The following is a 12982-nucleotide window of genomic DNA, read 5'->3' on the forward strand; positions in this document are numbered from 1 at the left end:
GCCGGGGCGGGAGCCACCAGCGTGTCCCACTCGATGTCCGAGCTGATATCCTTCAGCATCCCGGTGGTGTCCTGCCGCTTGTCCTCCTTCCGGCGGTCGCCGGGGTGGACGCGACCGAAGGGCAGCTTGATGGCCTCCGCCGCATCTTCAGCTCCTCGCGTTCCTGACCGTCCTTCAGCTTCGAGAGCTCGCGCTGCACCTACTTGCCGGCGTCGGGGGCTGTCGCGGCTGGGTACTGGGTCTGCCGCCAGCTCTCGTTGACGGGCTCGTAGCACGTGCCCTTGTAGACCACGGAGTCGCCGGGGCACCGCCCCTTGATGCGCTTCACCTTGAACCAACAGGCGCCGTTGATTTCGAACTGCGGCGGGTTCGTGGCCTGCTCGCATGGGGCCTCTTCCTGCGCCGGGTGTCCGCCGGCAGGCATCGGCTTATCGGTCTTTCCGTCTGCTTCGGCACGGGGAGGGAGGAGTGCCGCACCCGCGAGTATGCCCACACCACCCACCGTCACTGCCATCATCAGCAACCGCCGCATGGTGCAACCCCTTTCGAGGGCAGCGACGATAGACGCATGCGCCAGCGGGCGCCACGCCGTGAATCAGGACGTCGTGCTCGCGCAGCGGTCGATGATGGCGCGCAACTGCGCTTGCACCCCCGTGAGCGCGCTGCGCAGTCGCGCATGTCGCAGCGAGCCGGCGAGCGCATTGGACAGCGCTTGAAGCACCGAACTCTCCGCCTCGGGCCACGCGCGCTCCGTCCGACAATCGTCGAAGCCCACGAACCCCCACCACTCGCCACCCACCGTGATGGGACACACCAGCAGCGAGCGGATGTCCTGGCTCTCCAGCACCTCCCTCACGGGTGACGTGAATTCGCGCGGACGCCCCTTCACCACCTGCCCCGAGGACAGCGGCTGCACCCACGAAGGAAGCGCCTCCTCATACGACACGTTCTGCAACACGGGGTTGTCGAGCTGCGCGGAGGCACTGGCCGCGGTCCACTCGTAGCGCTGGCTGCACAGCAGCTTTCCGCCGACATCCTTGCTGTTCTCGAAAACATAGACACGGTCGACATCGAGCGCGGCGCCCACCTGCCCGAGCGCCTCCGCGACATTCCCGGGCTCGAAGCCCTTGTCCAACAACAACCGCGAAACATCCATGAGGGCGTCGTACGCCTGCGAGGCCATGAGGGGGAACTCCAGATGCGGGGACAGGCCCGTCGCGCCGGGGGAAGCGCGAATCAGAAGCGTTGCATGGCACCGCACCCTCGGGTCAAGCCATGCTCCTGGACTCACCATGTCCACACACTCCGTTGCTTCCAAGGAAACCATGCCCCTTCATCCCCGCACCTCTTCCCTGACGTGGGTCCGCGCATTGGCCGGAACCCTGTCACTCACCGCCTGCGGCCCCGCGCCCACGCCCGCCGAGCCCACCGTCACCACCGCGTCCGCGGCGCTCGTCCCCCTCCAGGGAGACACCTCCTGTGTCTGGGGAAGCCCGGACTGCAACCTCTGCGTCCCCGACGTCCCCGCGCGCTTCAATGAGCTCAGGGACCACGGCGAGGTGCTCGGATTCCGTCCCGGCCCGTTCAACTTCAACGTCGCCCATCCCGGGGACAATCACTGGCAGGGGATTCAACGCCTGTCACTCGGCTCCGGGCGCTACCTCGTGGTGTCCAAGCGGGACGGCAACACGAACGGCAACGTGGGCCACGTGGTGCACCTGCCCTCGCGCAATGGTGACGGGCTGCGCCTGCGCTCCAATCGGCTGTCCCCCTCCATCTCCCAGCCCGAGGACACCGCCCCACCCATCGACGACCGCGCGGTGACGGCGCTCCCCCTCGTCGACGGCTACGCCCACGGCGGCGGCATGCAAGCCGTTGGCAACATCGTCGCGCTGCCCATGGAGCAGGGCTCCGGCCCCGGCCGCGTCGCGCTGTATGACTTCAACCAGGGCCTGGCACCCGCGCCCTTCGCCTTCATCGACGGCGCCTCCGCGAACGCGGGCACCGCGTCCCTCACGCGCCTGTCCGACAGGCGCTACCTGCTGCTGCTCGGCCAGTACGACGCGAAGGTGCTCGAGGTCTTCCTCTCCACCTCCACGGACCTCCGCTCGCCGACGAACGGGTGGACGCGCGTGGACCAATGGACCCGCGAGGAGCTGGCCTCCGACACCTGGGGCCCCTTCCAGAGCCTCAACTTCGTCACCGACTGTCGGGACGGTCAGCTCTACCTGGTGGGCACGCTGCTCGGCGGACTGCGCTGGGGCCCCGTCAGTGACGACCATGCCCACCTCTACCGCGTGAGCCTGGACGGCCACCTGCGCCTGGAGCACGTCGCGGCGAAACACCTGTACTGCAGCAACGACGGCGCGCGGCAGTGCAACCTCGACGCGGCCGGCGGCGTCTTCGTGGGCGCGGACCGCAAGCTCATCCTCTACGCCACCGAGCACGCCGACGATGGCCCCTCGGGTTCCGTGAAGATGGTGGAATTCAGGAACATCTGGGCGAACGACGGCTGCGGCACCCACCTCGCGAGCGCCTTCGTCGATTTCTACGACGACTCCGACTTCAGCGACCGGGGGTTCATCTTCGATTTCGCGGACCGGGGCGCGAAGAACTGGGCCCGCTTCCAGGACATCGACGGGCTCAACGACAAGGTCTCCGCGGTGCGCTGGTGCCTCCCACCCGGACACCGTGTGCGGCTCCACGCCGACTCGAACTACAGCGGCAAGACTCAGGACCTCGTCGGCGACGGTTCACTCAGAGAAGTGAATCTCAATTCCTGGGGATTCGGAGACAAGGTCTCCTCGGCGCGCTGGCTCGCGGACTGAAATATTCAGACACATGGCCCCAGGGGGTGGGGTGGAAATCAACAGGTAACTTCCTGATACATTGTGGCGATAACTCTTCAGCCACCTCGTATGGAGTCCTGAGACCCATGAGCATTCGCCGCACTGATGGTTCGAAGCCGACGGTCCTCCCCACCATTTCCACTGAGGCTCAGCCGAAGAACGCTGCGAAGGCTGCGAAGGCTCCGAACGTCATCAAGGACGGCTTCGGTCCCGCGGCGAAGACCACCGACCTGGCGCGCGCCGAGCAGACGCTGAAGCCGCTGCCGGCGCCCACGGGCCGCCTGTCGCTGGAGAGCAAGGAGGCGCAGACCGCCATCCAGACCTCGCTGGAGCACCTCACGCCCGCCGCCAGCAAGCCCGCGACGCAGGGCCTCCGGGGTGGCATCCAGTTCCCGGCCTTCGTCCCGAAGAACGTGGAGCGCGACGAGCTGGGGATGACGCACGTGCGCCTGGACCGGCAGCACGAGGGCGTGAAGGTCTACGCCGAGCAGGTGGTGTCCCACCTCGGCAAGGACGGCAAGGTCAGCAGCGTCACCGGTGACCAGTCCACGATTCCCGCCGGCCTGGGCACGCAGAAGCCCCAGCTGTCCCACGCGCAGGTGCTGGACATCGCGCTCAAGGACTTCGCGGGCAAGCCGGACCGCCAGCCGAACTCCGAGCGGGTCATCTACAAGGACCCGACCGGCGTGTACCGCTCCGCGTACCGCGTCGAGGTCGCCAATGTGAACGGCACCGAGAACCCGCGCCGGATGAACTACCTGGTCGACGCGAACAGCGGGAAGATCTACGAGAAGTTCAACACCATCGACGGCTTCAAGAACTGCCCCTGCGCCACGCACGGCACGGGTGACACCGCCGCCGCCAAGGGCAGCAAGCCCGCCGCCGCCGCGCCCGCGGACGTGAAGGTCTCCTCCACGCCGAACGCGGCCATCAAGGACAACGCCACCGTCACCTCCAAGGTGAAGGTCGCCGACGACGTCACCGTCGACAAGCTCAAGCTGTCGCTGAACATCAGCCACACGTACAAGGGCGACCTGTCCGTCACGTTGACGAGCCCCTCCGGCAAGAGCGCGGTGGTGCACAACCGCACCGGCGGCAGCACGGACAACGTGAAGGGCGACTTCGACCTGAGCGCCTTCGCCGGCGAGAAGGCCAAGGGCGAGTGGACGCTGACGGTGAAGGACAACGCCAAGGGCGACACCGGCAAGCTCAACAGCTGGGGCCTGGCGATTTCGCCCAAGGCCACCCAGCCTCCCACCGAGCCCCCGAAGCCGCCGGTTCCGGGTGGCACCGCGGATGACACCTCGCTCTACAGCGGCAAGGTGGACCTGAAGACGAAGCAGAACGCGGATGGGACGTTCACCCTGGAGGACAACACGCGCGGCAAGGGCATCTCCACGTACGACGCGATGAACAAGGAAGAGGCGAGCGGCACCACGCCCTTCAAGGACGGCAACAACGTCTGGGGCGAGGCGACGGACCCGAAGCGCAACCAGGCCGCCGTGGACGCGCACTACGGCGCGGCGATGACGTACGACTTCCTCAAGGACGTGCTCGGCCGCGACTCCATCGACGGCAAGGGCGAGAAGCTCGTCAACTACGTGCACGTGAGCGAGAACTACGTCAACGCGTACTGGGACGGCGAGAAGATGTCCTACGGCGACGGCGACGGCGTGGACTCCGGTCCGCTCACCGCGCTGGACATCGCGGGCCATGAAATCGCCCACGGCCTCACCGAGCGCACCGCCGGCCTGGTCTACCGCGGCGAGTCCGGTGGTCTGAACGAGGCCATCAGCGACATCATGGGCGCGGGCGTCGAGTGGTACGCGTCCACGAAGAACTCCGCGGTGAAGTTCAACTGGACGGTGGGCGAGACGGCCTGGACGCCGACGAACGGCGACCCCACGGACGGCCTGCGCTACATGGACGACCCCACGAAGGACGGGTACTCCATCGACAACTACAAGGACTACCCGAAGCAGACGGAAGTCCACGGCTCCAGCGGTATCGCCAACAACGCCTTCTACCTGCTGGCCAACGGCGGCACGAACCGCACGTCCAAGCTCGAGGTGAAGGACGGCATCGGCATGGACAAGGGCCTGAAGATCTACTACCGCGCCCTGGCCCACTACATGACGCCGAGCACCACGTTCGCCCAGGCCCGCACCGCCACCGTCCAGGCGGCCACGGACCTCTACGGCGCGGACTCCACCGAGGTGGCGAAGGTGAAGGAGAGCTGGACCGCCGTCGGCGTGAAGTAGTCCAGACGTTCAGGGCCCGGGCGCGACCTTGACTTCGCGCCCGGGGGACTGACGCCGCGGCGGCGACGTGGGGGCGCCGCCGCGCCGGTCCGTTTCAAACCGCTACAGCTTGCTCGGGTCGTCGACGCGGTAGTGCGACAGCCAGTAGTCGTCGGCGAAGCCCGGCAGGTCGATGTTGATCTTCTGCATGTGGATTTGTCCCTTGGCGCCGATGCGCTGGTCCGCGTCCAAGTCCCACAGGTCCAGGCCCTCGAACTCGTCCGCGGAGCCGTAGGGCACGTAGTAATACGTCTGCACGAAGCCGTTCACCACGTCGACCATGTAGATGCCGGACGTCTGTCCGCCGCCGCCCACGCTGATGTACAGGTTGCCGCGCGCGGAAATCTTGCCGCCCTGAATCCACGCACCCACCGGAATGCTGCTCGACAGCGTCAGCGTGCGCTTGTGGGTGACGGTGACGGTGGTGCCCGACAGGGCAATGGAATAGCCGCGCAGCGAGGTCGCCCCGAAGGCGTTCGTCGCCGCGTAGAACAGGCCGTCCCGCGGGTTGTGCGCGAGGAACGCCACGCCGCCGGACCAGTTCGGCAGCGACGCGAAGCCGATGTACTGCATGTTCGTGTTGAAGACGCCCACGGCGCCGCCCTGGCTCGGTCCATCCATGGCGATGTAGAGGTAGCCATTGACGTGCACCAGGTCGCCGTAGTGCCGGAAGCCCGCGTTGTACCAGGGGGACGGCATCGTGTAGCGCTCGGGCGGGTTCTCGTTGAGGGCCGTCATCGGCTGCTTCGCGATGAGCCCGTCCGTGGCCTCGTCCTTCCAGAAGTTGGTGGCGTTGCGCGTCTGGAACCAGTGCGTGGAGTTGTGGGTGATGCCCTGGAGGTTGTCGGAGAAGTTCGAGTAGCTGCGGTCAGCCGGGAAGTCCGGCGCGCTGGCGATGATGTTGGGGATGGCGTAGCGGTAGCGCGCCACGAAGAGCGCGTTCGCCGTGGCGTCCAGGCCGGAGCGGTACTGCGCCGCGCCCACGCCCCACACGCACGTCCACCACCACTTGGGCAGGTTGGCCGTCTGCAGGCGCTGCCACGCGCCGCTCGCCCACTTGTCCAGCCACAGCGAGCCCGTCGCCTCGCCCGTCGTCGCACAGGCCTGGTAGTACTTCTGCACGGGCCCCCAGCCGGTGTGCGCCCAGCTGTAGACGTTCAGGGGGCACCAGATTTCGTCGTACTCGGTGTTGAGGCCCTGGCAGAAGTTGGCGGACCACCACGCGGTGTCCGGCAGCGCCTGCTGGCTCACGTTGTTCCCCGAGGGCGGCGACATCTGCGCGATGCCCTCGGGCGCCCTCGCCTCGCGCACGGACGTCTGCGCCAGGGCGGACGGCACGCGGCGGGCGGCCTCCACCAGCGCGGCGGGCGGCTCCTGCCCTCCTGACAGCTTGCGGTAGATGTCCGGGATGGGCATGCCGTCGAAGGCGGACGCGTCCGGCATCGGCGTGCCTCGCGGGCCCTTCACCACCGTGACGATGCCGTAGTCGGGCACCTCGTAGAACGTCACCGCCTGCCCGTCCGCCAGCTTCACGCTGGCCAGCCTCGTGCCCGGGTCGCTCTCCTGCTCGAGTTCCTCGTCCGTCTCAGGGCCTCCACACGCCGCCAGCACTCCCACACAGCACAGCAGCCTGAACATCCGTCGCACGGTTGCAGCCTCCTGATGATTTTCCAGGAGAACGCCCCTCGCGAGTTTGCTTCGGTGCCCTTCGCTCGGGGACTTCCTCGCGAGCCCACCCGGGATGGTGCTTCACGCCCCCCAGGCTCCACACCCGGCGCGTCCTTCCTAAGCCAGACGCAAAGCGTCAATAGTAGTAAATCAAGTTAATCGTGAAAGTCACGATTGTGAAAATTCTCTGTCACCGCGGGCTCGTGGCGGGGTGACAGGACATGGGGAGAGCTACGTGATGCGGAACATCCGTCGATATGACGTGGTGCTGGTGGGCGGAGGCGTGACGGGGTTGATGGCGAGCCACAAGCTGGCGCGGCTCGGCCTGCGGTTGTTGTTGTTGGAGAAGCAGCCGACGTTGGCCAGTGGCCCGTCCACCCGGAACGAGGGCTGGCTGCACCGGGGCAGCTATCACGCCGGTTCCGTGAAGGACCGGCAGGCCGCCATCCAGGTGGCGCGGCGGTGCATCTACGGGCACGAGCAGATTCGCGCCTTCGCGCCGGAGGCCGTGGAGGACGCGGACCGGCCGCCGCTCGTGCTGGTGCGGGACGCGGACCGGCTCCAGGAGCTCGTCTCTCGCTGGGAGGAGGCGGGCGTCATCCACCGTCCCCTGACGCAGGCGCAGGCGAAGGCGCGCTTCCCGTCGGCGGACCTGTCTCGCGCGCCCGCCGTGTTCGAAGTGGCGGACGTCAGCATCAACACGCGGATGCTGTATCGCAAGCTGTACACGTCCGCGCAGCAGGGAGGCGCGGAGGTCCTCACGGGCTCGCGGCTGGAGCGCGTCAGTGGCTCGGAGGCCACCGTCATCACCGCCGACGGGGAGTCGCTCCACATCGAGTCGAGGCTGTTCGTCTATTCGACGGGCTTCGGGGCGCGGGACTTGTTCCGCCAGTTCTTCGGGCTGGAGCTGCCCATCCGCTACTGGAAGAGCCACCTGGTGGTGGTGCCGCGCCTGGGCGGGCACGGGCTGTTCTACGTGGACCCGCACGAGGCGGCGATGATGCACCACGGTGACTACAGCGTCGTGGGGCTCAACGAGGATGCGCTCCTGTGCGCCAATCCCGACTACAACGTCGTGCCCGAGCGGGCGGACAACCTCCACCGCGCGCTGGAGCGGCTGGTGCCGGGCTGGCGCAACGCGGGGCCTCACAGCGACGTGGCCTGCACCAAGGTCGACTTCGCGCCGGACGCGGGCTCCGCGCGCTCGCTCAACATCGCCATCCACGAGCCGGTGCCCGGCCACATCTGCATCCTGCCGGGGAAGATGACGGAGGCGCCGTTCCTCACGGACGTGCTGACGGCGCGGCTCTACGAGCGACTGGAGGATGGGCTCATCGCGCAGCGGCCGTGTGACGTGCTGCACGCGAGCCTCGCTTCCCTCGTGCGGGAGGCCACCCATGCGGCTTGACCTGCTCGCGGCCCTGGATGCGCCCCGGCGCTCGGCGGGTCTGCTCACCGTGGAGGAGGTCCTCGCGCTCGGGGACTCCGGCAACGTCATCTATGACCCTTTCTCCGTGCTCATCTCGCGGCACCTGCGCATCGGCGAGGGCAATGTCATCCACCCGTGTGTCACGCTCACCTGCGCGGCCACGGCGGAGTTCCGCCTGGGCAGTCGCAACATCCTCCACACCGGTACGCTGCTGGCCGCGGAGACGGGCAGCATCGTCGTCGGTGATGGCAACCAGTTCGGAGAGGGCGGTTTCACCGCGAAGGCCAACCGCGCCGGTGCGCGCATCGCCGTGGGCGACGGGGGCCGGTATCTGGGCGGGGCGTCCGTGTTCGGAGAGAGCGTGCTCGGCTCGGGGACGCAGGTGCTCGGGGCCATCACCGTGGACAGTTGTCAGCTCGCGGCGGGCGCGGCCTTCAGCGACCCGGACCCGGACCTGCGCGCGGCGGTGCTGAAGGGCTCGGGCACGGCTCGCGGCCTCGCGCTGGGCGTGGGACAGGTCATCCTGGGCAACGGCGGCTTCCGCGCCGAGGACGTGAAGCCGCAGGCATTCTATCACCCCAAGGTGAAGTCATGAGTGGCGCGAAGCCCGTGGAGCTGGGGCTCGGACTGCTCTCGCTCGGGCGCGCGTGGGGGTACCGCTCGGAGCCGCCTCCGTCGGAGGCCGAGGGTCGACGGCTGCTCGACACCGCCTTGGAACTGGGCGTCCGGTGCTTCGATACCGCGCCCGCGTATGGCTCCAGCGAGCAGCGCTTCGGCGCGTTCCTGTCGGGGCTCGGCTCCGCGCGGAGCTCCGTCTTCGTGGCCACCAAGCTGGGCGAGCACTGGGACGCGGAGCGGCGGACGTCCTTCACGGACCACTCGCCCGACGCGCTCCGCCGGAGCCTGGACGAGAGCGTGCGCCTGCTCGGGCACATCGACCTGCTCCAGGTGCACAAGGCGACGGCCGCCAACGTGGGCTCGCCCGACGTGCTGCGCGTGCTCGAATACGCGGGGACGCTCGGCATCTCCCGCATGGGGGCCAGTGTGAGTGATTGGGCTGGCGCCGAGGCGGCCTGCGCCGCGGGCGTCTATTCCTTCCTCCAGTTCCCGTACAACCTGCTCCACCGGACGCTTGAGCCGGCCTTCGAGCTGGCGGCGCGACACGGGTTGCAGGTCCTGGTCAACCGGCCCTTCGCCATGGGGCAGTTGCTCCAGGAGGAGGGGAGGGACGCGCGGCTGTCCATGCGCGAGTCATTGACACACATCCTCCAGCAGCGCTTCTCCGGCTACGTGCTGACGGGCACGAAGTCTCCGGAGCATTTGCGGCAGACGCTGGACGCCTTCCGCTCGCTCGAAGGCTGACGGGAAGACTCTCTCGCCGGTGGGGCCTCGTCATGGCTTCGCCGTGCTCCCGACTCGGGGCCCGCGAAGTCGTGGCCCCGGGCGGGCACCTCTTTGCCTCGAAGACCTCAACCATGTGGATTGCGTATGGCCTGGGCGCGGGCGTGATGCTCGGCCTCTATGATGTCTGGACGAAGAAGGCGATGACGGGCAACAGCGTCATCCCCGTCGTGATGTGGTCCTCCCTCTTCGGCGCGCTGTGCTGGGTGCCGGTGCTGATTCCAGGCGCGCTGCCCATCCGCGTCGAGCCCTTCGGCCTGACATGGCAAGAGCAGGCGTGGCTGTTGCCCAAGGGCGTGGCGATGACGGCGTCGTGGATTCTCGCGTACTACGCGGTCCGCGAGCTGCCCATCTCCATCGCCGGAGCGGTGCGTGCCTCCGGTCCGCTGTGGACGCTGGCGGGCGGCTTCCTGATGTTTCGCGAGCTGCTGACACCCGTGCAGTTCCTCGGGCTGATGCTCACGGTCTGCTCGTACTACGTGCTCTCCATCGTCGGCCGGAAGGAGGGGCTGGTGCTGTCGAAGAACAGCTCCGTCTGGTGGATGCTGTCCGCCACAGCGCTGTCGGCGGCGACCACCGTGTATGACAAGTTCCTCGTCTCGCGGCTGGGCCTGCCCGTGCTGGAGTTGCAGGCCAGCTCCGCGTTCCAGCGCTGCATCCTGTCGGCGCTCGTCTTCGTGCCGTACATGCTGCGCAGAGGCGGACTGGGCCTGGGCCTCACCTGGAGCTGGGGCATTCCGCTGGTGGGCTGCTCGTGGGTGGCGGCCGAGCTCATCTACTTCGTCGCCATCACCGAGCCGCAGGCGATGGTGACGCACCTGTCGGTGCTGCGCAGGACGAGCCTCATCGTGGGCTTCGTCCTGTCAGCCCTCTTCTTCCGCGAGGCCAACGTCCTGCTGAAGTCCGGGATGATTGCCGTGCTCATCCTCGGAATGGCCATCCTCATCCTGGGAGGTTGACGGGCATTTCCCAGGGGAAGTGCGTGGCGCCCAGGGCGGGCTTCAAGTCGAACAGCCACGTCGCCTTCTCGTCGTACTTCGCGAAGAAGGGCTTGCCCACCCACTCCGGCTCCCGGGCCTGGATGAAGTGCAGCATGAAGACCTTCTCGCCCGCGATTTCCGTCACGCCATCCACGCACACCTTGCCGGGCGTGGCGGACATCGACGGGCCCCGCACCGTCCGCGCCAGGCCGGACACGTTCCGGTACGCGGTGCGGAAGATGTCGTAGGCGGAGGCGAGCGGCACGGCGAAGTAGTCCTGCGGCCCCGTGTCCCGCTCGACGAACATGTAGTACGGCACCATGCCGTGGCGCAGGTGCGTGCGCCACATGCGCTCCCACGTGGCCGCGTCGTCGTTGATGGTCCGAATCAATGGCGCCTGGGTGCGAATGATTGCGCCCGTGGAGCGGATGCGACGCACCGCCTCCTGGACGATATCCGGCACCATCTCGTTGGGATGGGAGAAGTGGGCCATGAAGGCCAGGCTCTTGCCGGAGGCGACCACCTTTTCGAACAGGCGCAACGTGTCGTCCGCGTCCGGGTCCGTGACGAAGCGCTGGGGCCAGTATGCCAGCGCCTTGGTTCCGATGCGGATGGCCTCCAGGTGTTCAATCTCCAGGAGCGGCTCGATGTAGCGCGCCAGCACCGCCTCGCTCATCACCATGGGGTCGCCACCGGTGAACAACACGTTGGTGACCTCCGGGTGCTCGCGGACGTAGTCGACCATGGGGGCGATATCACGCGAGGCGAACTTCAAATCCGCGTCCCCCACGAACTGCGCCCAGCGGAAGCAATACGTGCAGTAGGCGTGACACGTCTGCCCCTGCTTGGGGAAGAAGAGCACCGTCTCCTGATACTTGTGCTGGAGCCCCGGCAGCGGCTCCTCGTTGGCCAGCTTGGGCACGTTGAGTTGCATCTGTCCGGCGGGATGCGGGTTGAGGCTCGCGCGGATGTCCCGCACCACGCCCGCCAGCTCCAGGCTGGAAGCTCCCGAACGCATCAGGTCGACGATGCGCGCCACGTCGGCGGCGGGCAGCATGTCCGCCTGGGGAAACACGAGCCGGTAGATGGGGTCGTCAGGCGCCGCGGACCAGTCGATGAGCTCGTCCACCACGTACGTGTTGACGCGGAAGGGGAGCACCTGGGCCACCGCCCGCACCGCGAGCCTTTCGTCCGGCGACAGGCGTGCCCTCGCCGTCAGCTCGTCCAGGTTCCTGTGGGTATAGGCACGGTACCGCTGTCCCAGGGACAGGGGCCGCACCGCGTTGGATGTAGCGCTCACGCGGTTCCTCGCTTCGGGCATGGCAGGGCCCTCCGCGATGGCTCCGCGGACATGGCCCTGGAGGGAGTGGGGCTGTCGGTAACCAGACGTGCCGTTTGACCACCAAATAGGTGGTCTTTCGGGGTAACACACGGCACGTGGACCTGTCACCCCGCCAGAGCGAAGAAACGTCACGGGCGCTGCCGGGTGAGAGGAGACCCTTGCGGAGTGTCCGGGTGCCAGACATGGGCTGCCTCGGGAAATGCGCGCGTCCATGACGCCCCGCGCAGTCACCCATCGTCTGTGTTTGTTATTGTGGACCCCCCCTTTTCCAAGGAGCCGTCCATGAAGTCTCGTCTGTTGGTCGTCGTGGGTAGCCTGGCGCTGGGACTCTTCTCCGCGTGTGGCGCGTCATCGCCCGACTCCCGCGTGGCGGAGCCGGGACAGGTGGAGGCCGGGCTGGAGCAGTGCCCGTGCGGGGGCACCTGGCCGTCGTGCGAGGTCTGCGCCTACATCTGCGGCGACAACTTCTGTGACACCGCTCACGGGGAGAGCAGCTCCACCTGTCCCGAGGACTGCGCCTCGGCGCCCTTCTGTGGTGACGGCCTCTGCAACAACGGGGAGAATCAGTGGTCGTGTCCCGCCGACTGCACTCCGACGCCCTACTGTGGCGATGGCCTCTGCAACAACGGGGAGACCAGCGTGTCGTGTCCTGGCGACTGCGGCAGCCCTTCCTGCGGGAACAGCGTCTGCGACATCGGTGAGCATGCGTGGTCCTGCCCCATCGACTGCCCCAACACGCCCCCGTGCGGTGACTTCATCTGCTCCGCGGGCGAGCCGACGTGGTGCCCACAGGACTGCCCGCCCATGTGCCCGTCGTGCCCGCAGGAGCCCCAGGGCTGAAGGGCTGACCTCCCCTGAGTGACAACCCGCCGTGCCCCGAGTGCGTCCGGGCACGGTGGGGCGGATTTTCTTGGGACGGCGACGTCGTGGCGGCCTCTAGAGTGTGAGGCTCCCGTCCGCAGCCCGTGAGCCTCCATGAACGCTCCTCGCCGTCACGCCTCCCCGCTGACCCC

The 12982-nt window shown here is 67.7% G+C and carries 11 protein-coding genes; 7 read left to right on the forward strand and 4 right to left on the reverse strand.

Annotation, left to right across the window (positions count from 1 at the left end):
- Window positions 1–199: 199 nt before the first annotated feature.
- Together HUW62_RS40120 and HUW62_RS40125 are read right to left on the reverse strand one after the other, a co-directional pair.
- Window positions 200–424: a hypothetical protein gene (locus HUW62_RS40120; RefSeq protein ID WP_163865971.1), complete on the reverse strand. Its 225-nt coding sequence runs from the start codon at window positions 422–424 to the stop codon at window positions 200–202.
- A 171-nt stretch (window positions 425–595) separates the two neighbouring features.
- Complete coding sequence (locus HUW62_RS40125; RefSeq protein ID WP_176437427.1) at window positions 596–1183, reverse strand: GAF domain-containing protein; 588 nt, start codon at window positions 1181–1183, stop codon at window positions 596–598.
- 142 nt (window positions 1184–1325) lie between these two features.
- Here HUW62_RS40125 and HUW62_RS40130 point away from each other — a divergent pair, with 142 nt between their 5' ends.
- Together HUW62_RS40130 and HUW62_RS40135 are read left to right on the forward strand one after the other, a co-directional pair.
- A complete protein-coding gene (locus HUW62_RS40130) occupies window positions 1326–2828 on the forward strand; it encodes a hypothetical protein (protein WP_176437428.1) in 1503 nt (500 codons plus the stop codon).
- 107 nt (window positions 2829–2935) lie between these two features.
- The gene (locus HUW62_RS40135) at window positions 2936–5110 is read left to right on the forward strand and encodes a M4 family metallopeptidase (protein ID WP_163865974.1); all 2175 of its coding nucleotides are present in this window, start codon (window positions 2936–2938) and stop codon (window positions 5108–5110) included.
- A gap of 102 nt (window positions 5111–5212) precedes the next feature.
- Here the strand turns inward: HUW62_RS40135 and HUW62_RS40140 are convergent, their stop codons facing one another.
- Window positions 5213–6796, reverse strand: coding sequence for a hypothetical protein (locus HUW62_RS40140; protein ID WP_163865975.1), 1584 nt, complete (start codon window positions 6794–6796; stop codon window positions 5213–5215).
- A gap of 259 nt (window positions 6797–7055) precedes the next feature.
- Between HUW62_RS40140 and HUW62_RS40145 the strand changes: the two genes are divergently transcribed.
- From HUW62_RS40145 to HUW62_RS40160, 4 genes are all read left to right on the forward strand, one after another.
- Window positions 7056–8225 (forward strand): FAD-binding oxidoreductase, encoded by a 1170-nt coding sequence (locus tag HUW62_RS40145; protein WP_255203919.1) that lies wholly within the window; start codon window positions 7056–7058, stop codon window positions 8223–8225.
- On the forward strand, window positions 8215–8841 hold the full coding sequence (locus tag HUW62_RS40150; protein ID WP_176437430.1) for an AraC family transcriptional regulator: 627 nt from the start codon (window positions 8215–8217) through the stop codon (window positions 8839–8841). Before HUW62_RS40145 ends, HUW62_RS40150 begins: the two co-directional genes overlap by 11 nt.
- Entirely contained in the window at window positions 8838–9608 is a 771-nt protein-coding gene (locus HUW62_RS40155; protein WP_163865978.1) for an aldo/keto reductase, read from the forward strand. The genes HUW62_RS40150 and HUW62_RS40155 overlap by 4 nt, the downstream gene beginning before the upstream one ends.
- Window positions 9609–9721: 113 nt before the next feature.
- A complete protein-coding gene (locus tag HUW62_RS40160) occupies window positions 9722–10606 on the forward strand; it encodes a DMT family transporter (RefSeq protein ID WP_176437431.1) in 885 nt (294 codons plus the stop codon).
- Here HUW62_RS40160 and HUW62_RS40165 read toward each other — a convergent pair.
- Window positions 10590–11948: a KamA family radical SAM protein gene (locus HUW62_RS40165; RefSeq protein WP_163865980.1), complete on the reverse strand. Its 1359-nt coding sequence runs from the start codon at window positions 11946–11948 to the stop codon at window positions 10590–10592. The genes HUW62_RS40160 and HUW62_RS40165 overlap by 17 nt on opposite strands.
- A 303-nt stretch (window positions 11949–12251) precedes the next feature.
- Between HUW62_RS40165 and HUW62_RS40170 the strand changes: the two genes are divergently transcribed.
- Window positions 12252–12809, forward strand: a complete 558-nt coding sequence (locus HUW62_RS40170; protein WP_176437432.1) for a tenascin-X — start codon at window positions 12252–12254, stop codon at window positions 12807–12809.
- Window positions 12810–12982: the final 173 nt, after the last annotated feature.

The organism is Myxococcus sp. AM011 (assembly GCF_013372595.1).
GTDB classification, from domain to species: Bacteria; Myxococcota; Myxococcia; order Myxococcales; family Myxococcaceae; genus Myxococcus; species Myxococcus eversor.